This is a genomic window from Paenibacillus arenosi (genome assembly GCF_014841135.1).
GTDB classification, from domain to species: Bacteria; Bacillota; Bacilli; order Paenibacillales; family Paenibacillaceae; genus Paenibacillus_B; species Paenibacillus_B arenosi.
In genome coordinates this window covers 15,069-40,574 of the sequence record NZ_JACYTN010000030.1, presented here as the reverse complement: position 1 = coordinate 40,574, position 25,506 = coordinate 15,069, and the positions used below count along the sequence as shown (strand labels likewise).

Genomic DNA, 25,506 nt, shown 5'->3' with positions numbered 1-25,506 from the left:
ATCATGAGCAAATTTCAAACAACAAATGACTTTAATGAAATCACATATGGTCGTCGTTCTGTAAAAGAATATGATCCAGAGGTTAAAATCAGCAAAGAAGTAATGACTGCCATTCTAGAAGGTGCTACGAAAGCCCCATCTTCTGTTAACATGCAGCCTTGGCGCTTTGTCGTTATCGAAAGTAAGGAAGGTAAAGAGAAGCTTGCACCACTGGCGAAATTCAATCAGCCCCAAGTACTCACCTCCTCTGCCGTTATCGCTGTATTTGCTGATATGGAGAATGCAACGTACATGGATGAAATATTCAGTAAATCCGTAGAACATGGCTATTTGCCGCAAGAAATGAAAGACGTGGTCATGAGTATGTATAAGCCATACTATGATACGATTTCTGCAGCGGATCTGCGCGATGTCAACTATATCGATGGTGGTCTTGTATCGATGCAATTGATGCTAGTTGCACGTGCACATGGCTATGATACGAACGCAATTGGCGGTTATGAAAAAGCTCAAATCGCTGAAGCTTTTGATATGGACAAAGAGCGTTACCAGCCAATCATGCTCATCAGCATCGGAAAAGCAGCCAAAGAGGGATACCCTTCCTATCGCTTGCCAGTTGAAACCGTAGCGACTTGGAAATAAATATGATGCCAAGTGCTGAAACATAGCGCTAGCCATCCCATGTAAGCGATGCTTCAAACCGACTCAAGCCTTTCGGCAAGGGTCGGTTTTTCTTTCATCTTCATCCACTTCATACAAAACACAGCCTACATAGGTTGCGACTTGCTTCTTATTTGGACATACAAATGAATTCGATAAACTAATTTCGCTAAATTGACCAGTGAGACTACAACCAGAAACGTAATTAGAGACGGCATCGCCATCCATAGTCCGATCAAAGGCACAACTCGGCCGCCTCCAATAAAGGTTGCAATAGGTGACAAAAACAATAGGATCAAAATAGGGAGCAAATTCAAAAGCGAAGCAGTAATCCATTTCACTGTCGTTATTTCCTTCGTCTTTCTACCCATACGAATACATGTATATATCCCTGACAGAGCCGTTGCAACGATTAAAATTATCATAACGATCTCCATATTTCTACTATTAAATGTAGTAGACTCAGCCTTTTCGCCCATCATGATTTGAGCAATCCCATCAACAATAGCGGTGTAGTCAACAAAAGCATTCAACCCCGCCGTAAACAACATCGTTATGCCCAACTGCTGATCCACAAAAATAATCTCTTCCGCCTTGTAGGTCCAGAAAATGCCTCCATGGGAAATTGTCCTTCCCCAACGTTCATCCTCACCTGCTATCCAACCCATTCCGTAAGGTCCAACTTGTCCAGCCGCATGATACTGCTGCATAAGTTCTGGAGTAAGAAAATGACCGTTATATTGGGCAAGCATCCATTTTGCCATATCTTCTGCCGTGGAAATAATGCCCGCAGGACCATCAATAAACCAGGAAGGCTCAGCTCTATTTACGGGATGGCCGAACGCAATATAATGCCCACTCGGAATCGATGGATTTTCGTTTATTTGTGCTGTCGAGCTTACGTTGAAGGTGTGATTCATTCGCAGTGGTTTAAATATATTTTTATCCAAATAGGAAGAAAAGCTTTGTCCGCTTATCTGTTCCACCAGCAGAGCTAAATATTGATAATTTGGGTTATGATAGCTGTACGCTTCACCAGGATTATGGGAGAGCTTAACCTTGTTTAACGAAATATTAGTCTCCTTCAGCGCTTCGTATTGTGGAAAGCGTGTCATATCAGGATTGACTTTGTCGGTGAGACCACTCGTTTGATGTAACAGCTGCCGGACTGTTATCTGGTTAATACGCTCGTCTGTAGGCGAAAAATTTGAGGAATCCGAGAAATAAGAACAGTATGGCGCATCAAGATCGACTTCCCCCTTTTCCACCAATTGCAGCACAGCTAACGCCGTAAACGATTTGCTTAAGGATGCAATCGGCAGCGGAGTAGTACTCGTTATTGCGCTCGCCTCGGAAACACCACCATAACCTTTTGTATAAAACACATGATCGTTATTGGCGATTGCTAGAGATGCACCTTTGATATTGTTAACTTTCATCCTTTCGACGACATACTCATCGATTTGTTTCAGGACTTCATTCTTGTTTCGAATTTCTACAGCAAGAACGGGATTGGCGAAACTTAACCCCAGCATTAGCAGACAGCATAAACATAGAATCCATTTCTTTCGCAAAATGACCATCGTAGCACCCCTCATCTATGTGATAAGAAGAGCTTAAACGATAGTTATCAACTATTTATCAACTCCGCAACAAAGCATGCTGTTACTCTTCCTCCACCTGAGGAACTGTTTCCGATATGCAGACTCCCCCCATGCTTTTCACATAACACACGGCAAATATAAAGCCCTAGCCCATGATGCATATTCGCCTCCCATACCTCTCCACGATAAAAAGGAAGCTGCGCCTTTTGCAAGGCTTCACCAGAAAAGCCAACACCGTCATCCATGACCGTTATGGAAAAACAGCCTTTTTCGAATTCATAACGAACACGTATATGACTGACAGCATAGCGCACGCCATTCGCAATCACATTTTCAAACACCTGCATCACCACATGCTTATCGACAACCACTTTTTTTGAATCTGTTGAAATGGACGAACTCACAGTCTTGCCTACACGTTCTGCAATTTGACGAGCGTTTTCGTTCAGCAGAGAAAGAAGAAGATCCACTTCCATTTCAACACCATGTAAAGGCATATCCTCCAACTTTTGAATCGAATTCATTGACTCCGTGTATCGTTCCAGCCGAACAATATGGACATTCATCGTTTGGATCGTATCGAGCAGCTTTTCTTCGGATATTTTATTCTGCGGCACATAGGCGGTAAGAAATTCAGCGTATCCTTTTAATACAGAAAGTGGCGTCCTTAGATCATGCGCAAAAATAGCATTCAACTGCTTCCGTTCTTCAACCGAACGCCAAAGTACTCGATGATTGGCTTCCAGTTGGCTTCGCATCTTCTCAAACGCTTGACATAGCTTCCCCATCTCATCTTGATGATCATAAGTAATATGAAAACTCAAGTCATTTGCCGAGATGTTCTCCGATCCCTTCATCAGGATGTCCAATGGTTTCTTCAGCTTCCATTGATAGAAGATCATGGCCATCACCACAATACCTACAGCAACCGTTACAAGTATCACCGCAATAAGTACATACAGCACCCAATCGTCTCCTGAAGGAGTATTCGCGAACTTCCGTCGCAGCCTTTCCGCCCATTCAAATTCCATTACAATGATGACTGATACTGTCACAATCGTACAACTACAGAGCAAAATAAAGGATTGCAGCAACGTTAACTGTTTCAGCTTTAAGCACAGCCACTCGATTATTTTCGCCATTTATACCCTACTCCCCAGACGGTTTCGATCCAGCTTTCGCAGCCATGCTCTTTTAACTTTGCACGAATTCGACGAATATGTTCCGCAATCACAGAGCTGTCACCTTGCTCGTCCAAGCCCCAAACCTTTTCATAAATACGTTCCTTATCAAATATCATCCCAGGGTGGGTGGACAGCAGTTCGATAATAGCAAACTCTTTTTTCGGAAATGAAAGCTGCGCACCCTTGCAATACATCACACGCGCTGAATAATCTACTACAAGATCCCCACTGAATTTTACCGCAGCTTTATTGTGACTTCGCGTCTCCCTACGCAAATGTGCCTCGACTCTAGCTCTCAATTCATGAATGCTAAACGGCTTAACGATATAATCATCTCCGCCAGCTTGGAAACCTGCAATTTTATCCGCATCCTCGACACGAGCCGTTAAAAATAAAATAGGGCAGGAAACAAACTGGCGGATATTTCTGCATAGATCAAGCCCGTTGCGTTCAGGCATATTAATATCTAGTAAAATAAGATCCGGCTGATCTTCCATTTTCCACAACGCTTCATTACCATCCTTCGCCGTCATCACGACATACCCGTTCATTTCAAAATAATCCGTCAGCAGCTTCCGAAGATCCGCTTCATCATCGATAATTAATATTTTTTGCATATTACGACTCCTACGTCTAAATAACTCGCTTGGATACTCACTTTACGTATTTTAAAGATACGATATGATTAATACCGATTTTTACTGCTCTCTTTGTAGGTATAGTCTTGCGCTTATATTCTTGAAAACCTAGCTTGTGATATAAGTTCATGGCAGGTGTATTCGTATCTGCTACCTCTTCAATGAAAAATTGTTCAAAGGGAGCATACTCAACTATATGACGGATGATCGCGCTCGCTGCCCCCTTCCCTCTGCATTCTGGAGCCGTTCCAACAAACTCGATAGAACCATGCACCGCATCAGCACCATCCTTCGTTGCTTGGGGTGCTTCGAATTCTTTTTTCAAAACGAATCCAGCGATTGTTCCCTTAAATAACCCCAAGTGCTTCCGCAGCTCTGTAGGATTAAGCTTAACCGAAGATACCCTACCGTCCGTACATGCAGCCATAGCCGCAATGGTGCCTTCGTCGGTTAGCGCTACATAAAATTGATTCAACACGAACATATGGGCAAATGCTCTTGCAATTGCTTCATTGTCCTTCGAAAAATAGCCGAGCCACTGCGAGAATCCTTCTGCAAAAATGCGAGACATTTGCACCCTTGGGTCAAACTCCAATTGATCCGCTCTAATCACTGTAAACATATCCGCTTATTCCCCTTCCTTATACAGAAATGAAGTGAGCGCAGCTGGGGACGGCATCTGGAAATTGTGCTGCAGCATCATTTTCATAGCAGCTAGCCCATGAATTGTCGAATAGAACAATACGACCATCTCATGCGGATTTCCTGAACGAAACTGCCCCTGCTCCTGACCCTTTGTTATAAGTCTCGCTGTTGCACGGAACAACTGCTCACTAACCCGCGTTACCTCGACATAGTTAACAGTTGCTCCCCCACCAGTCAAAAATGATTGCTGCATAAGGATCAGTAAATTAGCAAACTGTTCGCCTGTCATCATATCGTTGTATATTTCATGCACAAACTGATCCAATGCTTGCTTAGGTGAAACCTCATTTGATTCGAAATACTCCTTTTGTTGAATCATGCCTGCAAGCGCAAAATCCACCAATTCGTTAAACAATTTCTCCTTAGACTTGTAGTGCCGATACAAAAGTCCGATGCTGATTTCAGCTGCATCGGCAATATCCTGCACATTGGTAGAGCCAAATCCTTTTTGTACGAATAGCTGCATGGCAGCTGTTTGTATTTTCTCTTTTGTAGCGTTTCGCATTTGTTCATACTGTTCTTTCGTGCGTGGCATTGTACAACCTCTTTTTTTGAGTGAGTTTTTACTCATTATAAAAAAGTCTGCTGCAAAGATCAATCGGAAAGATCAATAAGGGCTCTCCGTATCCAAAGCATTTAGTTTCATACAATTCTTGATATGGTACAATCTGTAAACGTTTGATAGTATGTTGTTTGTTCGCAATTATAAATAAAAGGGGAGTAAACGATGAATAAACCAATGTTCAAAAGATTGTCATTATCGCTAGCACTTGTTCTCACTCTTGGAATGTTCGGCACTACAGCAGGGACAAGCTTAGCAATGCCCAATTCTGCTTCCGAACAAGCTGAAGCACAAACAGTAGAAGTTAAGTCTAAGTCTGGGAAGAAATCAAAGAAGTCCAAGCCTAAGTCTGGTTCCTCAAGCAAGTCAAAAAAACCTAAATCAAAATCAAAAAAAGTGAAGCCAAAACAAGAACAAGAAACGGTATACTACAAAAACTGTACAGCTGCACGCAATGCCGGTGCGGCCCCACTATACGAAGGTGATCCAGGTTATCGCATCAAACTTGATCGAGATAAAGATGGAGTAGCTTGTGAATAAGTAATTCTGTTATAAAAAAGCCACAGGATGAGAGGTAGTTAGTCCTCTCTGAACCTGTGGCTTTTCACATTACGATGTTAGCTGAATCCGATACCTAATCAAAAAGGAAGTAACAACGTTACTATTTCAAAAATTATGGACTGCTCTATTATCGCATTTATGGATGTACTAACTCAGTCCAATGATTGATATACTTACGAACATTCCGTATTGAAGGAGTGGTTAACAATGGATATGGTTCGTTACAAAATAAGAGAAGTGTCGGATAGCGACAAAATTAAAGCCTTCCTGAGTAAAGCGCGAATTGGACATCTGGGTATGGTCGATGATCAGCTGCCCTATGTTGTTCCGCTCAATTTTGTTTGGGCAAATGAGAAGCTTTATTTTCATGGAGCCACAGGTGGGAGACGCAATCAAGTCATGAGTAAGAATGCAGAGGTCTGTTTTACGGTGTGTGAAGAATATGGGACCATTACCGATCCCGTGCCTGCTAAGACAGACACTGCATATATGAGTGTTATGATTTTCGGGAAAGCTGAACCCGTAGATGAACTGGATGAGGCTACCTTTATGCTGCAGGAAATGCTCCACAAATATGTGCCTGGTTATTACAACCGGCCGTTGTCCAAGCAGCATGTAGATAAGTATAGGTCTGCAATATTCCATAGTCCTGTTCAGGTATACCGAATTAATCCCTACCATATAACGGCGAAAGAAAATCCGATCGAAGAGGGAAAAATGTTCACTCAACAGAACAAGTAAGAGCATGCATATGAAGACAGCATCCTATTCGCTGCATGATTAAGATTTGATATCACCTACGATAACTGCAAATGAAAAAACGGAGATGCTTGCATTATCGAAGCATCTCCGCCAGACGATATATACCTGTTTCTATCTCGGACTCATTTACTCTGGCAAAGCCCAACACCCACCCTTTGCGACTGCTTTCCAAACAATAATGACGCAATGGATATATACGTATACCCTGTTCTAGTGCTTGATCCGCGGCGGTTTCTTCGTCATACGAGCTGGTAGCTTCAAGGAACATATGTAATCCCGTTTCTACGCCGCTTAATTTAAAACGTTCTCCGAGTCCGCTTGAGCCAATAGCTTTGGTCATCGCTTCGTGTCTACGGCGATATACGTTTCTGACTCTTCTCATATGACGCATGAAATACCCATGCTCCATAAAGTGAGTAAGCGTCAATTGTTCCATAATAGGAAGGTGCCGATAAGTTAGTTCATGAACGTGGGCAATCTGCTGTATCGCATTTCTCGGTCCAATGATTGCTGATATTCGTATACCAGGAGCAATCATTTTTGAAAAACTCATCATATACAAGGTGTTCTGAGATTGCTGGCTGAACAACGTAGGTAACGGGTCACCGCGATATCGAAACTCGCTATCGTAATCGTCTTCCACAATCCAAAATTGCTGTTGAGCGGCCATATGTAGCAATTGCTGCCTGCGTGGTTCCGACATAATCACCCCAACTGCACACTGATGTGCAGGCGTAACATAGACAAGTTTGGATTGCGGATGAATGCCGTCTACCTGTAATCCGTAATCGTCTACAGGGACAGGAACTACATTCATCCGCCGATATTTCATTGCCATCCAGGCGGCCGGGAAGCCGGGATCCTCTACGGTAACCGTATCCCCTTCGTTCAATAGTGCTTGGGCGATCAAATCAAGGCTATGTTGTGCGCCCGAAGTTAATATAATTTGATCGATATGCACGTGGACGCCTCGCTCAAGTGACAGATAACGTTGAATCTGTTCGCGCAGCGGAACGAAACCATAGGCGTTACCGTATGCCCAAGTAGCTAATTCCGTTTCTTTGGAGGCTTGCAAAAAGGAATGTCTCCAATTTTTTTGAAATGGTTGATCCAAATAAGGCTCGTGTGGGCAGAAGTCAATCTCAACATGTCGATCTTCCTTACCTCTAAACCAGTTATTCAGATGGCTGACTGCATCGTTTAATAAGGGTAATTCGGGGGTGATAGGGCCTTGAAGTGCTTCATCTTCTGTAGTACCTGTGCTACAGGTCCAGTCACTTACCCTTGTCCCACCGCGTCGGGAAGTAACCGTGTAGCCCCGACTAAATAATTCCTCATAAACAATTTGTATCGTTGAGCGGGAGACACCTATCAATGGTGCTAGCTCACGAGAAGGAAGAAGCAATTCTCCTGGCGGCCATTTACCAGTTGTGATATTATGAATAGCTTGGTCAAGCAGTTGCTGCCATATCGGGCGTTTGTCATCACGCTTAATTTGTAGCATCCATTTCACCTCTAGTTGGGTTCGATCTGAAGTATGGACTGCATCCATTGCTTCTTACTATTGTACTACTTTGACCACTTCTCCTGCTGCTATATTGTGTTGACCTGACACAACTAATTGTTCTCCCGTTTTGATCCCGCTAATTACTTCTTGATAAGGGCCCTTCACACGACCTAATTGCACTTCCCGCTTCTCCGCCTTATTACCATTTAGTACGAATACAAATGATGCACGTCCTTCCCTTACTACACTTAAGGATGGAACTGCCGCAACCGTTTCCTCCTCTGGTGTTGTTAACTGAACATGTACTCTTGATAAAGGTTTTAACGCATAATCCGTGTTGGATGCTTCCAACTCCAACGTATACAATCTCGTCGCAGCGTCGGGTACATCCGACAGATGAATGACCTTAGCGGTACGCGGCGTACCATTGCCACTGGGATCACGAAATGTTAAACTTTTTTTGCTCCCAATCAGCTTTGCAGCGGAGTCCGTTACATGTGCTTTTATTTTCACGGTTTCCGTCATCTGAACGGCTCCCAGTATACTCCCTGCTTGAATATTCGTTCCTTCTGTAAGCTTGATGTCCGTCAATATACCATTAGCTGGTGATACGATATGCCCATCATTCCAAGTCTGCTCCGTTTGTTCAAGCTCAAGCTTGGACGTTGCCACTTCGGCCTCCTTAAGAGCCACTGTTTTTTGCCTATCCAGTGCTTCCAGCTTCGTTATAGATGCCTGCAACTCCAGCTGATTACTTTCTAATTCTGTCTCAGAAGCACCCTCGCGAATTTGCTGTTTCATTGCTTCTTTAAGCTTATTGACATTAGTCGTTAATTGGAGTCGGGTGTCGTCTATACTATCTTTCGTCGTAGATAGTGACAGCTCGGCAGTCTTAAGAGCTAGCTTCGCCTTTTCCTTGGCAATCTTAGCATCACGGCTTTCTAGCTTGGCGATGACTTCACCTGCCTGAACCACTTCGCCAGTCTTCTTTAACAGCTTTACAAGAGCTCCACCTGCCTCGACCCTCACTTCAACTTGAGTAACGGCGTGAACTTCTGCTATTTGCTCCCTTGGATCACCCATACTATGTTTACCGACAGCTACAACCTTAACCTGCTGCGGTTCATTCTGTTTAACAGACGTATTTTCTGACGTTGCAGCAGGAGTTGGTGATGTTGAGCAGCCTGCCACATAAGCTGTACACAGTAAAAGAACGCAAACTTTTAATATCAAACGTTTTGGCGTAGTGCTGCGTATAACCTGCATCTTCATTTTGTCATTTCCCCTATCTACAAATAATTAGCTAACTTCGTGTCCAGATCCAGAAGGTACGTTCCGTTTGAACAATCGGCTCATCCACACTTTGAATGATTCGATCATTTCATACACGATTGGCACAACGACAAGCGTAAGTATCGTAGAAGTAATTAATCCGCCGATGACGACAACGGCCAGCCCCTTCGATATTAATGTGCCGTTCGATATGCCAAGAGCTAACGGAACCATTGCTGCTATCGTCGCCCCTGCTGTCATAATAATGGGACGCAGTCGAACTTTACCGGATTCGATAAGAGCATGCCGAACGAGATACCCTTCCTCCCGCAACTGCTGCGTACGATCAAGCAGGACGATTGCATTCGTCACCACGATTCCAATTAGCATCAGGAAGCCAATTAATGAAGTAATATTAATAGATTCATTTGTGACCCATAGCCCTAGCAACCCGCCGATAACCGCTAAAGGCAGAGAGAATAAAATAGCAAAAGGAGTACCCGCATTTCCGAAGCACAGCACCATAATAAGATAAACAATCGCTACCGCAGCTCCCATTGCAGCAAACATTTGATTGAAGCCCTTCGTCATGTCCAAGCTCACGCCGCGAACCGTTGTCGTTACTCCTGCTGGAAGCTCGATTTGATTGAGCGCGTCTGTTACTTGCGCACTTATCGAACCTTTGTCTACGGAGTCAATCTTAGCTGTCAACTGCACCATCAGCTTCTGGCTTTCCCGCTGAAGCGCGACTGGCGCTGTAACTTGCTGTAGCTCCGCCACTTCGTTCAAATATACAGTGGTTCCATCAACTGCCTTCATCGGCATTTTTCCGAGCTGCTCCAATGAATTTTTGTCTTTAGGAGCAAGTTCAACTGCTGATCGATAAACCGTGTTATCCAGACGAACACTGCCAAGTTCATAGGTAGCAAGCCATTGCCCGACATACCTATGAACAGTTGATACTTCCAAGCCAAATCGTTTCGCTTTGGCCGGATTCACGGTAATCTGAACTTCTGTCTTGGCATCTCCCAAGCTATCTTTAATTTTCTTCAACGTAGGGAATTCCTTCATCTTCGTCTTAATAATCGCGGAGGCCTGTTCCAGCAACTGCTGATCCTCTGCATAGATTACATAGGTGAAATCCGTGGAGGACTCCCCACTGCCTTCTTTTAAAGAGCCTGGCAATACTTCTGATCCTTTAGGTAGCTGGTTGGCAATAAGCTGCGTATATTGCTCCATCACAGCTTTAGGATCGGCGTCCTCATTTACCTCTGTAATGACCTCTAGCGCAAACGGAACACGATCTTCACTTTCCCTATATCCAACTAGCGCTTCCACAAATGTAAATAGCGGTTGCCCTTTCTCGTCTTTCGCTTCATGCAGCAGCGTTTCAATTTGCTGTGCCTGCAAATTTGTGCTGTCAAACGGGGTTTCTGTTGGTAATTTGATCGTAAAGTTCATTTGCCGTTCGACTGCACTTTCAGGCAGGAAATCTTTAGGCAGATTAGGAATAGTAAACATTACAGTCAAAATGAGTAACAACCCTGAAAACAGCAATGTTTTTATTCGATGAGTCAAGCTCCAAACGAGCACTCGTTCATACCAATCAACTATTTTTCCTCCTTCATGCTCCTTCACGCTCGTCGCCTTCGTGCTGCGAAGTACCATCATCTTCGCCATCATCGGAATAATCGTTAATGAGACGAGTAAGGAAGCAAGCAGCGCACAAGATACTGTAATCGCAAACGGACGGAATAACCCACCAATGATACCACTAACAAAGGCAATGGGAAGAAATACGCCTACCGTAACAAAAGTCGAAGAGCTGATTGCCATCGCTACCTGCTTAACGGCTAACAATATAACTGATTCATTCCGCTGGTGTGCCTTTTCCAAATTGGCATAGATGCTCTCGATCACGACGATACTGTCATCCACGATCCTTCCAACGGCAATGAACATGCCTCCGAGCGACATAATGTTAAGGGTGACGTTCATGCTGTGCATCATAATAAAGGTTAATAGAATGGAGAGCGGTATCGATACGATCACGATTAAGGTCATCCTCATATTCCGTAAGAAAAACAAGATCATAAGGGAGGCAAGGATGATGCCCAGCATACCTTCTTTCATCAGACCGTTAATAGATGCTCTTACTTCATCAGCGCTGTCATAAATTTTACTGAAGGACACTTCTGGGTAAAGTCCTTCCCAGCTGCGGATTAGCTCATTGGCATCATTGGAGAAATCAACGGCATTCGTGGCAGCCGACTTATACAGATGAACGCCTACAGCGGGCTTTCCATCCATACGGGCGATAAAATTAGCCTCATTGACAGCTTGAATCGTCGAAATCTCTTTTAACAGCAGGGTAGCACCCGCTGGAGACGTAATTTCCAAGTTCTCTAAGGAAAACAGACTATTCATCTCGCCCTGAACACGAGCCATTTGCGTATTTCCATTAAACTCAACGATTCCAGCTGTACCGTTCGTCAGCGCCGATTGTACGGCATCGGTCACCAAATCCGGTGTCATGCCGTAGGCTGACAATGCAGCCGCATCCAACTGAATATCTAGAGACGTCCGGCGAGCGCCTATCATATCGATGTGATCGATCCCGTTAATCGACTCGAAGCCGGACTTGAGCTGCTTCTCAACTAGTTGGTCCAATTGGCCTTGTGACATAGCCCCCTTGGTGTGAATCGCTAAGTAATAAGCAGGTATGGATGCAAAACCTAACGTAGATACTTTTGGTCTGCCTGCTCCATTTGGCAATTGCACATCTTGGACTAGACTTTCTAGATCTTGCTTCATCTTGTCGATCTGAACTTTCTCATCAAATTGAAGCGTAATCAGGGAACTGCCATCATTAGACGTAGAACTTACCATCGTCAGCCCTTCAACATTCGCTACTTTGTCCTCAATCGGCTTCGTAACCAGACTCATTACATCTTGTGGTGAAGCTTGATAAGGAGTTGTAATCATAATGACGGGTATAGAGATATTCGGCATATTCTCTACCTTCAACGACGTTCCCGAAAAAGCCCCTGCTCCTACTACAATGGCGGTTATTATGATCATAGCTGCTATTTTGTTCATAGAAAATTGAATAAGTGATTTCAAACATTAACCCTCCTACCCTATCATCTTTATAAGCTCTACCTATGTACTGGGCTTTTCTTCCTGCTAGCTTGAAATCAGTCTACTACACGATTATGAACATAATATGACGTCATCACATATGGAACGGTATTATACGATAAAGAAAAAAGCCAATGGCCAAGGATTGCACTCCTTCATCCATCGACTCTGTTGTCGCCTCATGAAATGACATGTGGCAATGTAACGATTACCGTTATTCCTGTGTCTGGGTTGCTCTGTAGGACAACGGTTCCCCCATGCAAAGAAACAATCTTTTTAACAATAGCTAACCCTAAGCCACTGCCAGACTTACTCTTCGTATGGGACTTATCCACTTTGTAAAATCGCTCAAATACTTTCACTTGCTCTTCCTCGGGAATACCAATCCCTGTATCTGTAATTCGCACCTCTATGGAGCCTATATTTTTCATAATCGATATTCGAATTTGACCGCCTGCTGGAGTAAACTTGATGCTGTTGCTAATCAAATTCATCCACACTTGATTCAATTGGTCTTCATCTGCCTTAATCTTCGTGCGAGATAGATTCATGTCCCATTCTATTGATTTGTCCGACCATAGAGGCTCACTCGCCACAACCACTTGGCGCAACTGCTCATCCAAATCATACATGCGCGGAGAAAAAGGATGATGCTGCGATTCCAATGAAGCTAGCTTTAGCAAGTTTTCGGTGAGACGCGAGACGCGCTCGCTCTCTTGCTGGATAATCGATAGGTAGCGAACTCTATCCTCTTCGGATAAAGAATTATGTCGAAGAGCTTTTGAAAATCCAGAAATGGAAGTAAGCGGGGATTGAATCTCATGAGACACGTTAGAAACAAAGGTTTGTCTCATCCCTTCAAGCTGCTGCATTTGGCTCGCCATATAATTAAAGCGTCTTGCCAACTGTCCGAGCTCATCCTTTCTGCTGCTCCACTCTAGATTAATGTCGAACTCACCTCTAGCCAACTGCTCGGTAGCCGCCTTCATGCCTCGTATCGGTCTCACTAAATACTTCGCGCCAATAATAATGATCACACAACCTACCAATAAATTCACAACCAGTGCAAATATAAGTAGCTTGGTCGTAATTGCGGACATTGAGCCTTCAGACGCTTGAATAAACAGCGCATAACGGCTGCCCGCTTCTTCGTAAGGTAGTCCAATAACAAGCTCAGATGGAGAAACATCACGTCCCCTGTACGTTTCACCATTTAATACAAACCGAACAACTTGATCGGAAATAATAAATAGATCAGATGCACCTTCACCATTTATCACTTTCATTACTCTGCTGCTATCGTATAACATAATATCGTATTTTTTGGCATATCCTTTATGCTCTAGTAGAGCGCCGGCTTGCTCAATTCCATTACTACGAATGCCCTGCTCAAGAATAGCAACATCACGGGTCAATTCTTCCTGAAGATTAGCGATAAATTGATCCCCATACGACTTAACAACAAACTGTGACAACAAGAAAGAACTTATCAAACCAACCGATACAGCTGCTACATAGGTGAGCACAACCCGAACATATAGAGATTTGATCATACCTTTTGTTCCTCTAGCTTATAGCCTAGACCACGCTTGGTCTCTATTGTGAAAGCGCAGTCCAATCCAGCGAATCGATCTCTTAACCGTTTAATATGAACATCGACTGTACGGTCGTCTCCTTCAAAATAAGTTCCCCATACTTGCTCGATAAGATCATTTCGAGTAAATATTTTACCCGGATAGCTCGCCAGCTTATATAGGAGATCGAATTCTCGTAACGGAAGCGACAACTGTATACTGCCTATGACCGCTTCATATCTATTTTTATCCAGCAGCATTTTACCCACTTGCACCCTCATAGAGGATTGAATATGATATCTCTTCAAATGAAGCTTCACTCTCGCTACGAGTTCAATCGGGTCAAATGGCTTGACGAGATAATCATCCGCACCTAGATTAAAGCTTTTAATTTTATGCTCGGTTTCTCCCTTAGCCGTCACCATCAGAATGGGCATCTCATGAAAATCGTCCCTTAAGACGCCGCACAAATCCCACCCATCCATTTGCGGCATCATAATATCTACGATCACTAAATCTATTTTTTGTTCATTCAATCTTTCTATCGCCTCAACACCATTACTTGCATGTATAACCTTAAAGCCGTCTCTATCCAAATAAAAGCGAATAAGCTCTAAAATATCTGGATCATCATCTACAATTAAAATGTTAGCCATCGATACATCCCCCTGTAACCTAGTTACTGCTAGAGTCTTTTAACTAACTTACATCTATTATATAGATGTATACCATATATTGTATGATTGGTATACTTCCATTTAGCAGCACAACATTAAGATGAATTGGCGTCGACCCCAAGCAGTTCCAAAGCCAATCTAACGTGAGATTGTTCACGCTTCTCCGTCAAATAACAGGCGTAGCCCTTTAAAATGGGTAACTCGACAGACAGTGGGATTTGATACAGCTTGCTCGACTGGAGATACGGATCAGCTATCGATCTAGGTAAAAAACCAAACACAGAATGGTTTAACAGCATCGTAAGCATCGTGGACGAATGATCAGTTTGAAGCGCCGGAATGAACCCCGGCTCAACAAGCGAAGTGAACCATTCCGTGAAAGGATTGCCCCAATCGATATGACAATAGGTCTGCGCGGAAAAATCAACTTCCCAGCATTGGGACGCTTCATCAGCAGATACAAGAATGATTTCGTCTTCGAATAGCAGCCGTTTCGAAATGCTTGGATGATTGGGTGGGTCCAGCTTGATCGCAAGGTTGGCAGTCCCATCCAACAGCAGATCACGAATCATATAGCCTGGATCGATATAGCTCAAAAATTTTACGGCAACATGTGGATATTTATTTCTAAACTCAAGGATTCGATTCAAGTATCGGCAGTGCCATACGGAACCTGGGCCGCTCATCACGATATGTTCCCGATATTGTTCGGACAGGGATATTTTGCTCTCTTCAATAAGCTGAAGCATCCGTTCAGCGTAAGGCAAAAAAGCGACTCCTGATCGTGTTAGACTAACGGTTCGATTATCGCGATCAAACAACCGCTTGCCAACACTTTGCTCCAACGCTCTAATTCTTGCGGTGACAGCAGATTGCGAAATATGCAGATGTTTAGCGGCAGTAGTAAAATTGAGCGTTTGGCATACCGCTATAAAGGCTTCCAAATGAGACTGATCCATTCGTATCCCTCGATTCGATTTATTTATTACTGCAATACTTAAGATTCGTTATACAAATTATTCTAGGTCAACTATACTTCTAGTACAAGATCGTTAAGCAAAGACAATTTGGGTATGGGAGGAAATCAATCATGAAGGATGAGCTACTGCTTATTGAACTTACAAACAAGATTGACGATTACATTGAGGAAGAGCTTGCTGACCTTCTCGTACAAGTGGTAGATAACGGCGCTTCAATCGGCTTCCTACCACCGCTCTCGCCTGTTGAGGCTCAGGATTATTGGGCGAAAGTCTTGGCCCCAGACGTAAGGTTATGGATTGCTGTATGCAATGGACGTGTAGCAGGTACGATCCAGCTCCATCTGTGCGGTAAGCCAAACGGGAAGCATCGCGCGGAAATTGCTAAATTGATGACACACCCACAACATAGAAGAGCAGGTGTTGGGCGTGCCCTTATGCGTACGGCGGAAGAAGCAGCATGGAGCGCTGGCCGCACACTTCTTGTGCTCGATACACGAGAAGGAGATCCGTCCAACCTGTTATATCGTTCTATCAGCTATCAACAAGCCGGAATTATTCCGTCCTTTGCGAGATCAGCAAGCGGAAATCTCGATGCGACGGTGCTATATTACAAGCTACTTGAAGCGAATGCCTGAGTCTGGACGAAGAACTATGCGACAAGTACGATAACGGAATAAAATACTAGACGATACACTGTCTATATAACAAAAATAGCCCAAAGTCACACTAGGTTGAAAGCAACCACTTTCCATTTGTGTGAACGGGCTATTTGTTCTTTGTTCTTCCTAATAGTAAGCTGCATTAGAGTAGATATTAACTAAGCCAATACATGATCGGGCTAAAGACCACAAAAATAAATCCTATGCACAACACTACATTGACAAGTGCTAACTTATTGTTCTTGCATAAAAAGGCACCCATAAAGCCAATGTACCCTATTCCTACAGACCAATATAAATAGTGGAAATTAGAGAAGATAAACAAGGCAGCGATATAGCCAATTACATTTATAACAATACAAGCCATTGAAAGATAAATAAGAACCTTTTGCATAGCCGAATTTGTAACTACTGAGCTACGAATCCCCTTCAGCAATCCTCCCACCTCCTGGTAAAACGTGGATTAAAGTATCATTATACATGATATTACAAAATTACAAAATAAAAACGCAACCTTGAACAGCTGCGCACGGTTTTACACTCCACTATCATTACAGGCGCTCCTTGTCGAACTCCGTTTACTATAGATAGTTTGTTTTCGGTCCAAGCTGTAGCTGATAAAGGTCAGCAAAGAGGCAGCGATCGCAACGATACCACCGAACCATGATATATCGATTATGTCCCTGTTCGTGGTGACAATCCCGCCAAGAGCTGAGCCAAGCGCGATTCCGACATTTACAGAGACAGGCGTCAACGATGAAGCCAAATCTTTCGCAGCTGGATAATGTTTATCAGCCAAATCAATGAAATACAACTGCATCGTGGAGTTCATGACATACACGATTAGAGCAATAAATGAAATGCTAATTAATCCTCCGACGATTGAGTTAGAGGTAACATACAACGATGCGAGAATGAGCGCTTGAATGAGAAACACGTATCTAAGCTTCCTAATCCCATCGCGATTGGCCAATTTTCCTCCAATTAGTGTGCTAAACACAGACACAACTCCGTACAGCAGAAATACAAGGCTTATATACTGATCTGGAACAAAGAGCACATCTTGCATCAAAGGAGTCAAATACGTGTATACGGTATAAGTGGCTCCAATACTTAGCGCCGGAATAAAGAATGCAATGACAATACGCGAATTGGTTAGCAATCCAATTTGTTTCTTTAATGAACTCTGCGTTCCCTTTAGTCCTTTTGGAATTGTCACCGAGCTTGTAATGAGAGAAATGATTCCTAAAAGAGAAGTAAACCAGAAGGCCAACTGCCAACCGCCCCATTGTCCGATATAGGTACCCAGTGGGACACCGATTACACTAGCAATGGTAAAGCCCATAAAGATAATAGAAATGACAGTACCCCTCTTTTCGGCAGACACAGATTCGCTACCAACAGCCATCGCAAGTGCGATCAAAACTCCGGTAACAACAGCCGTAATCATTCGAGAAACAAGAAGCAGCGCATACGAACTGGATAAAGCGGTTAGGATATTGCCTGCAATAAATACCGCAATCAAAGTAAGCATAAGAGGGTACTTGGAGTACCGACTGAATATGGCCGTCAATATAGGTGTACCTATTGCAAAAGATAGGGCAAATGCTGATACAAGCGCTCCTGCTGCTGAAATCGCTATATGTAAATCAGCTGACACTTCAGCCAGCAACCCGACAATAACAAATTCACTTGTTCCTAAGACAAAGGTCAATAAAAATAAATGTAAGGTCAAAAGCTTTTGTTGTTTACTCAAGCTGCAACTCCCCTTTCCATGCAATCGTCTTTAGGCTCTCTCGACAGCAATCTGAACTTCAGCAACATAGGTGTCTGGATCACCTAACTTCTCATGAGGTAGACAAAGTTCTCGCCGCGGCTCGTTCCCCTTGATTCGATAACCATTTCGTTCGATCCACAATGCCAATTCCGTACTCGCCGTACAAGAGCTCGCCGTGCGACAAATGTGGGTAAGCGTGGCCATGCTCGTAACTTCCGGCAATCGTTTTACGATGAAAAGTGAGCTGCTTGGGACTTCGTTCGTTAATGGACGAGCCACTTCGATATCGATCTCATCCTCACTATTTTCACAACCGTGCCAGAGTACAATTTTACTTGAAGAGGACTGGCCGAATTTCCCCAAATAATCATCCAACTGTTTAAAAAGCTCCGCTATGTGCCTGTATGACGTTCTAAGACGGTAAGAAATCACAAGCTGAGGCTCCACTTCCTTAAGAATGACATCGTGCGACGTCTGATTCTCCCCTTCACGCTCGATACAGCATAGGCGCTGCTTGATTCGATCTAGCCTAGCTTGTTCCTTGTCTAGCATGGACTGAATCTCGTTCTGCTTTAACCGAAACATTCCTCTAATTTGTTCAATCGGGACTTGCTCACCCATCATCTGACGAATTTGTTCTAACGAGAACCCAAGTTCTTTGTATGCCAAAATACGATTGAGTTGAAACATTTGGTCAGCCGTGTAGTATCGATATCCCGTATATTTATCCGTGTGAGTCGGCTTGAGCAAGTTCAACTGATCGTAATATCGAAGCGTCTTGACGGACACTTGACTAATTTTCGAAAACTCACTGATTTTAAACACTGGTTGATAACCTCCCTTACATGAATCGTTCAATGCTCCCCTTGTCTTTTCCAAGTATAACTATCCAGTTAAGGGGAGAGTCAAGCGGGTTAAAAAGCAATTTTTCCTATGAGCGGTTTAGCTTAATTTCGTGAGGCATGGGCAGCTAGTAAAGGTGAATCGCCTAGCGCACTTCAAAATGGTCATTCATATCATATCGCGTATGCAGATTAGCCCTAATGTATAGGGGGAACGAGAAGATGGGTACTTCCGTAACAAAATCCACGATTACTAGAAATGCGATCTTTCTTGCGGCCATGAGCTATCAAGCCTATCAGTTGTTTTTTACCAACAAAGTGGAACTACCAAAAGGCTTTAAGCTTCGCTCCATCATTCGTGTACTAGCCAATGTAGAAAATCCGAAAGAGGAGATATTCGGATTCATAGCAGAATCTAAGCAAAAAATTATTGTTGCCTTTCGAGGCTATGCAGACTACCCCGCAGAGCTTCTTGCAGGATATGATGCGCTTCAAATTCCCTATCCTTATGTCCAAAAAGCAGGTCACACGCATCGAGGATTGACTTGCATGTACCAATCTACGAGAGACAAAATCATCCGCGAGTTAAACAAGCTCCCTGCAACCAAAAAACTGTACATTGCTGGTCATAACTACGGAGGAGTCGTTGCCACACTTGCTGCGCTGGATATTGCAGTGAATACGAAGTTTAAGCGCACTAACGTCTATACGTACGGCAGCCTGCGAACCGGAGACCCAATTTTTGCAGCACGATTTAATAAAGTGGTAAATAATAGCGTGCGCGTCGTCAATGTCCTTGACGCCAATGCTACTTTTCCAGCCACGTTTTACCCACCTCCGTTTACGAAGAACGGGTTGAAATACCAGCATGTGAAAAATAAATACCCGCTCTCCTTCCAACTCAACAGTACAGCTCGAAATGATGGAATTGGCTGTTATTTTAAATATCTGAGTAAAAGGGACCCTGCTTATGCCAAAGCGCTCTGCCAGACGAATCCGGGCTTTTGTCCCAACACAAGCATGTGTGTGCCGCTACTAAAAACTTGTTAATTCCACTGCCTAGTGTAAGAGAAAGGAGTCAACTATGGGGAGCTATGGAGTGAATCACGATTCTATGAATAAAACAGCTATTTTTCTCGCAGCTATGACGTACCAGACGTATGTGCTTGTTCAAGCGAAAAAGATATTTTTACCAAAAGGCTATAAACTGCGCTATGTCATTCAAACTCTTGGTGGTGTTGAACAGCCGATCAAAGAAGTGTTCGGGTATATTGCAGAATCTAAACATAATATCGTTATGGCCTTTAGAGGAACAGGTTCATTTCAAGACAATGAATCGGATCAAGATATTTTTCAGGTCCCCTATCCATATGTTCGAAATAGCGGGAAGACCCATCGAGGATTTACGTGCATTTATAGCTCCGCAAGAAATAGTATCATTCAAGCGCTAAAGAAACTGTCCCCTACCAAGCGACTGTATATTGCTGGTCACAGCCTAGGAGGGGCATTAGCTGTGTTAGCAGGCTTAGATATTGCCGTAAATACGAAGTTCAGTAAACCAATCGTGTATACGTATGGCTCCCCTCGTGTTGGAAACCCCACCTTCGCCGCCAAATATGATCGAGTCGTAAAGAACAGTGTACGTGTGTTCAATGTCCATGACATTATTCCCTATATACCAGATAAAGTGTACCCTCCTCCCTTTACCAAAGAAGGGCTCTACTATAAGCATGTGAACAGAAAGTATCCTATATCCTTTCAATTGAACAGTGTGGCAGGGCTTAACCATAGCATTGTTTGTTATTTCAATACGCTTAGCAAAAAGAACCCTGCATACACGAAAGCCATCTGCCAACCCAATCCGGGTTTTTGCCCCACTACAGGGGTTTGTGTTCCTTTTCTAGGCGGATGTGGATCAACCATAACTAAAGGACAGTTGTATTGTGTAGGCTGTTAATGGAGTAATTAAATCCTGCGAAACGATAGAGTGAGTGAGGGGGCGTTATATATAAATACTGAAAAACCCTTTGGTGCTCCAAAGGGTTTTGTCATCTTCTATTACTTCCGTCCATCCGATCGTGTTTGCATGATCTATCACGGACATTCAGTGCAACCAATAAGCATATTAGCAAACAGCCTTGATCAGCCACCATTACGCTATATTCCGCAAAATATCGTTAAACCGAAACTATGTACACGCCGTTCAATAACGATTAGCTACGATTGAAGTCCCCTCTTACCATCCAGTAAATAACGGGCTTGGGCCAGCATGTGTAGGAAAGAGCGGCAGCACTTCCTCTGCTAGCTCTTGAATGACCTCAGCAGTCGGCCGACTCGAAAATTGGATACCGAGCGCAGCATGATTAACACCCGCTTCTCGCCATTCTTGTAAAAGTTGAATCAAGCCTAGTCGTCCTGTACGCAATACAAATCCTCCACGCAGCGGTGTTCGAGGATAATGGATATCCTCCACCAGATCAATCCATTCGTTGGTCATGTGCGGCTTAAACATTCCGCCGGGAATTTTCTCACGCCAAGCCTTGATCTTCTGTGCAAGCATCTGAGGGCCAGCAGCATTTGCCGTCGCTTGGGGATAAGTAAGCCAGCCGTCACTGTGCTCTGCAATCCAGTCCAACGTTTGTCGACTTGAACCAGTGACCATGAGTGGTATACCTCCTGCCGCAGGCTTAGGGAGCAGTTCCACTCCTTTTAAATGCCCCAGAGAAGATTGAATCGTGGGACTTTGATGTTGAATAAGCGCACGGAAATACTCCACGGTTTCTCGGAACCTCACCTCACGCTGATCCGCATCCAGTCCGTATGCCGGGAATTCTACGGGGCGATCCCCAGAAGCTATTCCAAGTACAAGGCGCCCACCTGACAGCACATCTACAGATGACGCAGCCTTCGCCAAATCGATGGGATGACGAAGAGTAAAGATTGCACTTCCTGTTACTAAGGACACGTTCTTCGTCCTTGCAGCAAGATAAGCCAAATAAATAAACGGATCGAACACTTGTCCAGCATCTCCAAAACTAGGATCGAATAGCGGAACATCCCGTACCCAGACAGCAGCAAAATTGGATTGATCGATTTTTTCTACGATATCAGCTTGGCCCTGTAATACGTCCATTTGACCTCTATAGAACGTAAGCGGCAAAAATATACCGATTGTCAATTGATCAGGGGCAAACATGCGACAGAAACCAGGATGCTCATGAAAACTTCCACCAACAACGCTGGCCGTTGATACTTCTCTATCTGTCTGTTCACTAGGTTTAATTTTTTGGTCCAATTCACTCGCCTCCCCAATTGTCAGTGTTCCAGTCCTCTACTCTTGCGCCACAATCCGACTGAAACTGATATAATTGTATGGAACAATTGACCCTATAGGTAGTGACAACTCTAAATTCAATTATGGGGTCAGTTTTGGCTGCGAGGAGGATATCTATGATTGATTTGACCATATTGCTGGATGGAAGATCCGAAGATCCACTATACACTCAACTTTATCAATATATAAAAACAGAAATTTTGAGTGGAAAGTTAGCTGCTCAAACACGACTTCCGTCTATCCGCGCACTATCTTCCCATCTCCATATTAGCCGAAATACGGTAGACTTGGCCTATCAACAGTTAATAGCCGAAGGCTACGTGCAGAGCAGACCGAGAAGCGGCCTATATGTGATTGACCTAGAACTTGAGACATTATCTTCCTCGTATTCGAGTAGTATGAATATGCCGAAAGCTTCTGTACAAGAAAGATCTGCAATTCAGTACGATTTTCGTTATGGTGATGTAGATGCTGAACATTTTCCATTCAGCACTTGGCGTAAGTTATCTAATCAAAGTTTACAGATGAATCAACAAATGCTCGTTTCCTATGGCGATCCTATTGGCGAACTTGGACTTCGCAATGAAATTGCCAACTATCTGCATGGCTCAAGAGGAGTAAACTCCTCACCGGATCAGATCATCATTGGAGCTGGTATCCAGTACCTACTCGGCATAGTAGCTGGATTACTAGGAGCTGCTATCAACAGCATAGCGATGGAGGAGCCAGGCTATGACGGGGCGCGAACCATTTTTCAACATAACGGTTTACCTGTCCACCCTATTCCACTGGACGAAGATGGGCTTAATATTCAGAAGTTATATGAAAGTAAGTCCCGTATCGTATACATAACTCCATCTCACCAATTCCCTCATGGAATGGTTATGCCGCTTGCCAAAAGAATGCAACTGCTAAAATGGGCAGCCGATATGAATGGCATCATTATTGAGGATGACTACGACAGTGAGTTCCGATATGTGGGCAAACCGATACCATCCCTACAAGGCATGGATACTCATCAACGCACGGTCTATTTGGGAACTTTCTCAAAATGTCTTCTTCCCTCCTTGCGTACTGCCTATATGGTTCTGCCCCCGGCCTTGCTAGAGCTTCACAAGAAGCATAACTATCGATTATATGACCAGACGGTTTCTCAGCTCCAACAGAAGACACTGGAGTTGTTTATGAGCAATGGCCATTGGGAAGCCCATATTCGTAAAATGCGCAAAGTATATCGACAAAAACAAATGACGCTGATATCTACGATCAAGAAGTTGATGGGTAACCAAGCGACCATAATCGGCCAAGATGCGGGACTTCACATTTTATTACGTGTACATAATGGCATGGATGAGCTGGAGCTGATTCAAACCGCGGAGAAGGTAGGGGTCAGAGTCTACCCTGTATCCCCTTTTTGGACACACCCAACTCAAGCCGAACGTTCGATGGTTCAGATCGGCTTCGGCGGTTTAAGCAATGAGGATATTATTACGGGAGTTCATGCCCTTCATCACGCATGGTTTAACAATTACTAAGCAAGCCATATAGATAGTCCGTACATTCGAGCTTCGCCACTTGACAACATCGTTATTCAGACCTGTATGATCAGATCGCAACAACCAAACTTCGATTGTAAAATGATGAAATGTGAGAGGATGGATGTGCAATGACGATCATCAGCATGAATAACCAATCGATAACGGATGTGCTTCGCTTTAGAATGCCTGGAGAGTTCGAGCTGCAAGACAGTGTTATGCTCTGTTGGTCTGATATTGAAATTCCTTGCGAAGGATACAACGTAGACACCGTAAGTGTGGAAATTGTAAAACTCATGCTGGAACATGTTGATTTAGTCATCGTGAACACCTCAAATGAGCAGGTTATGCAGCGTGCCAAACAAAAATTAGTGCAGCAGCATGTTGATACGAGCCGCATCCAATTCTCGCACATCGAGAACCAGGTTATATACCCACGAGATTTTGGCCCCGAGATCATGATTGATGATACGGGTTGTCGCAAACTCGTCGATTTTGATTTTGATATGTACGGTCTTATGGACAAATATGCTCGACCTTCTAGACTGATGGAAGCCTTCGACCGCGAGCATGCCAAGCTGCTTGGCATTGAGGAAACGGTGTTTACCCGTTTGATTGGTGAAGGTGGCAACCGCGAGTTCAATGGACAAGGTGTCATGATGACCATAGAGGAGACCGAGGTTCACAAACGAAATCGAGGCATGACTCGTGATGAAGTGGAGGCAGAATTCAAACGTATTTTCAACTTAAAACAAGTCATTTGGCTTCCCCTCCCTACTTTTGATGATGATCATATTATGACTGGTCCTGTGCCCGGCCCCGATGATATTACACTTGCCTATCGCTCAGCATCAGCCAATGGTCATATCGATGAGATGTGTCGCTTTGTCGATGAGAGGACGATCGTACTAGCTGAGATTACCGAAGAAGAAGCTACTCAACATAAACTTGCAGCTATAAACAAATCAAGACTGGACCAAGCCTACGATGTTCTACGAAATTGCCTTGATACTAACGGCGAGCCATTCCGCATCATTCGTATTCCGATGCCTGATCCGATCTATGTTCAGGTTAAGCAAGGAGAACCTTTATACCAATCTTGGCACGGATTAAAAGACTATCTTGGTTTAACAACATTATTCGATGGTTCCCCTATTCCAAGTGGAGATATGACAATGCTGCCTGCTTTAAGCTATTGTAACTTTCTTATCTTGAATGACATCGTAATCGGGCAAAAATATTGGAAGGCAGGACTCCCGGAACGTATAAAAAAGAAAGACGAAGAAGCAGAACGCGTCCTTAAGGATGTATTTCCAAATAAGCAGATTGTGCTGCTAGACACGATGGCACTAAATTTATTTGGTGGCGGGGTTCATTGTCATACTCGCAATGTGCCTGCTGCGTTACAGGAGTAAAAACAACTTCATATCAAAACAAGAAGACGTTCATGCCCTAAGCCTGAACGTCTTCTTATGTTACAACCAGTCGTTGAAAACAATTTCTACGTATATTGCATGGTTACATACCTATAG

The 25,506-nt window shown here is 43.7% G+C and carries 22 protein-coding genes and 1 pseudogene; 8 read left to right on the top strand and 15 right to left on the bottom strand.

Annotated features, from left to right (window positions below):
• Window positions 1-3: 3 nt before the first annotated feature.
• A complete protein-coding gene (locus tag IFO66_RS21590) occupies window positions 4-642 on the top strand; it encodes a nitroreductase family protein (RefSeq protein ID WP_192027104.1) in 639 nt (212 codons plus the stop codon).
• 125 nt (window positions 643-767) lie between these two features.
• On the opposite strand, the gene IFO66_RS21585 is transcribed toward IFO66_RS21590, so the two are convergent.
• Genes IFO66_RS21585 through IFO66_RS21565 form a run of 5 tightly spaced genes read right to left on the bottom strand, consistent with a single transcriptional unit; the run spans window position 768 to window position 5,326 of the window.
• A complete protein-coding gene (locus IFO66_RS21585) occupies window positions 768-2,243 on the bottom strand; it encodes a serine hydrolase domain-containing protein (RefSeq protein WP_192027103.1) in 1,476 nt (491 codons plus the stop codon).
• A 47-nt stretch (window positions 2,244-2,290) separates the two neighbouring features.
• A complete protein-coding gene (locus tag IFO66_RS21580; protein WP_192027102.1) occupies window positions 2,291-3,406 on the bottom strand; it encodes a HAMP domain-containing sensor histidine kinase in 1,116 nt (371 codons plus the stop codon).
• Entirely contained in the window at window positions 3,394-4,065 is a 672-nt protein-coding gene (locus tag IFO66_RS21575) for a response regulator transcription factor (RefSeq protein WP_192027101.1), read from the bottom strand. The genes IFO66_RS21580 and IFO66_RS21575 overlap by 13 nt, the downstream gene beginning before the upstream one ends.
• 37 nt (window positions 4,066-4,102) lie before the next feature.
• The gene (locus tag IFO66_RS21570; RefSeq protein ID WP_192027100.1) at window positions 4,103-4,708 is read right to left on the bottom strand and encodes a GNAT family N-acetyltransferase; all 606 of its coding nucleotides are present in this window, start codon (window positions 4,706-4,708) and stop codon (window positions 4,103-4,105) included.
• 6 nt (window positions 4,709-4,714) lie between these two features.
• Complete coding sequence (locus IFO66_RS21565) at window positions 4,715-5,326, bottom strand: TetR/AcrR family transcriptional regulator (protein WP_192027099.1); 612 nt, start codon at window positions 5,324-5,326, stop codon at window positions 4,715-4,717.
• 450 nt (window positions 5,327-5,776) lie between these two features.
• Here IFO66_RS21565 and IFO66_RS23910 point away from each other — a divergent pair.
• Window positions 5,777-5,893 (top strand): annotated as a pseudogene (locus tag IFO66_RS23910) (excalibur calcium-binding domain-containing protein); the annotation flags it as partial.
• A gap of 228 nt (window positions 5,894-6,121) precedes the next feature.
• A complete protein-coding gene (locus IFO66_RS21555) occupies window positions 6,122-6,655 on the top strand; it encodes a pyridoxamine 5'-phosphate oxidase family protein (RefSeq protein ID WP_192027098.1) in 534 nt (177 codons plus the stop codon).
• 94 nt (window positions 6,656-6,749) lie between these two features.
• Here the strand turns inward: IFO66_RS21555 and pdxR (IFO66_RS21550) are convergent, their stop codons facing one another.
• The 6 genes from pdxR (IFO66_RS21550) to IFO66_RS21525 all read right to left on the bottom strand — a co-directional run bounded on the left by pdxR (IFO66_RS21550) (window position 6,750) and on the right by IFO66_RS21525 (window position 15,806).
• Complete coding sequence (gene pdxR, locus IFO66_RS21550; protein ID WP_192027097.1) at window positions 6,750-8,180, bottom strand: MocR-like pyridoxine biosynthesis transcription factor PdxR; 1,431 nt, start codon at window positions 8,178-8,180, stop codon at window positions 6,750-6,752.
• 57 nt (window positions 8,181-8,237) lie between these two features.
• On the bottom strand, window positions 8,238-9,455 hold the full coding sequence (locus IFO66_RS21545) for an efflux RND transporter periplasmic adaptor subunit (RefSeq protein WP_192027096.1): 1,218 nt from the start codon (window positions 9,453-9,455) through the stop codon (window positions 8,238-8,240).
• Window positions 9,456-9,482: 27 nt separating this feature from the next.
• The gene (locus tag IFO66_RS21540; protein WP_192027095.1) at window positions 9,483-12,578 is read right to left on the bottom strand and encodes an efflux RND transporter permease subunit; all 3,096 of its coding nucleotides are present in this window, start codon (window positions 12,576-12,578) and stop codon (window positions 9,483-9,485) included.
• A 197-nt stretch (window positions 12,579-12,775) separates the two neighbouring features.
• The gene (locus tag IFO66_RS21535; protein WP_192027094.1) at window positions 12,776-14,149 is read right to left on the bottom strand and encodes a sensor histidine kinase; all 1,374 of its coding nucleotides are present in this window, start codon (window positions 14,147-14,149) and stop codon (window positions 12,776-12,778) included.
• Window positions 14,146-14,826 (bottom strand): response regulator transcription factor, encoded by a 681-nt coding sequence (locus IFO66_RS21530; protein ID WP_192027093.1) that lies wholly within the window; start codon window positions 14,824-14,826, stop codon window positions 14,146-14,148. The genes IFO66_RS21535 and IFO66_RS21530 overlap by 4 nt, the downstream gene beginning before the upstream one ends.
• A 116-nt stretch (window positions 14,827-14,942) precedes the next feature.
• Window positions 14,943-15,806 carry a LysR family transcriptional regulator gene (locus IFO66_RS21525; protein ID WP_192027092.1) on the bottom strand — a complete coding sequence of 288 codons (864 nt, stop codon included), beginning with the start codon at window positions 15,804-15,806 and terminating at the stop codon, window positions 14,943-14,945.
• A gap of 131 nt (window positions 15,807-15,937) precedes the next feature.
• Between IFO66_RS21525 and IFO66_RS21520 the strand changes: the two genes are divergently transcribed.
• Complete coding sequence (locus IFO66_RS21520) at window positions 15,938-16,462, top strand: GNAT family N-acetyltransferase (RefSeq protein ID WP_192027091.1); 525 nt, start codon at window positions 15,938-15,940, stop codon at window positions 16,460-16,462.
• 178 nt (window positions 16,463-16,640) lie between these two features.
• Here the strand turns inward: IFO66_RS21520 and IFO66_RS21515 are convergent, their stop codons facing one another.
• The 3 genes from IFO66_RS21515 to IFO66_RS21505 all read right to left on the bottom strand — a co-directional run bounded on the left by IFO66_RS21515 (window position 16,641) and on the right by IFO66_RS21505 (window position 19,088).
• Window positions 16,641-16,922 (bottom strand): hypothetical protein, encoded by a 282-nt coding sequence (locus IFO66_RS21515; RefSeq protein ID WP_192027090.1) that lies wholly within the window; start codon window positions 16,920-16,922, stop codon window positions 16,641-16,643.
• A gap of 99 nt (window positions 16,923-17,021) precedes the next feature.
• Window positions 17,022-18,242, bottom strand: a complete 1,221-nt coding sequence (locus IFO66_RS21510; protein WP_192027089.1) for an MFS transporter — start codon at window positions 18,240-18,242, stop codon at window positions 17,022-17,024.
• Window positions 18,243-18,272: 30 nt separating this feature from the next.
• A complete protein-coding gene (locus IFO66_RS21505; protein WP_192027088.1) occupies window positions 18,273-19,088 on the bottom strand; it encodes a MerR family transcriptional regulator in 816 nt (271 codons plus the stop codon).
• A gap of 239 nt (window positions 19,089-19,327) precedes the next feature.
• Here IFO66_RS21505 and IFO66_RS21500 point away from each other — a divergent pair, with 239 nt between their 5' ends.
• On the top strand, window positions 19,328-20,155 hold the full coding sequence (locus IFO66_RS21500) for a lipase family protein (RefSeq protein WP_192027087.1): 828 nt from the start codon (window positions 19,328-19,330) through the stop codon (window positions 20,153-20,155).
• A 34-nt stretch (window positions 20,156-20,189) separates the two neighbouring features.
• Window positions 20,190-21,062, top strand: a complete 873-nt coding sequence (locus IFO66_RS21495) for a lipase family protein (protein WP_192027086.1) — start codon at window positions 20,190-20,192, stop codon at window positions 21,060-21,062.
• 279 nt (window positions 21,063-21,341) lie between these two features.
• Here IFO66_RS21495 and IFO66_RS21490 read toward each other — a convergent pair whose 3' ends face one another.
• On the bottom strand, window positions 21,342-22,400 hold the full coding sequence (locus tag IFO66_RS21490; protein WP_225445970.1) for an LLM class oxidoreductase: 1,059 nt from the start codon (window positions 22,398-22,400) through the stop codon (window positions 21,342-21,344).
• 155 nt (window positions 22,401-22,555) lie between these two features.
• Here IFO66_RS21490 and pdxR (IFO66_RS21485) point away from each other — a divergent pair, with 155 nt between their 5' ends.
• Window positions 22,556-23,974 (top strand): MocR-like pyridoxine biosynthesis transcription factor PdxR, encoded by a 1,419-nt coding sequence (pdxR, locus tag IFO66_RS21485; protein WP_192027085.1) that lies wholly within the window; start codon window positions 22,556-22,558, stop codon window positions 23,972-23,974.
• A gap of 131 nt (window positions 23,975-24,105) precedes the next feature.
• Entirely contained in the window at window positions 24,106-25,389 is a 1,284-nt protein-coding gene (locus IFO66_RS21480; RefSeq protein ID WP_225445969.1) for an agmatine deiminase family protein, read from the top strand.
• The last annotated feature ends 117 nt before the right edge of the window (window positions 25,390-25,506 follow it).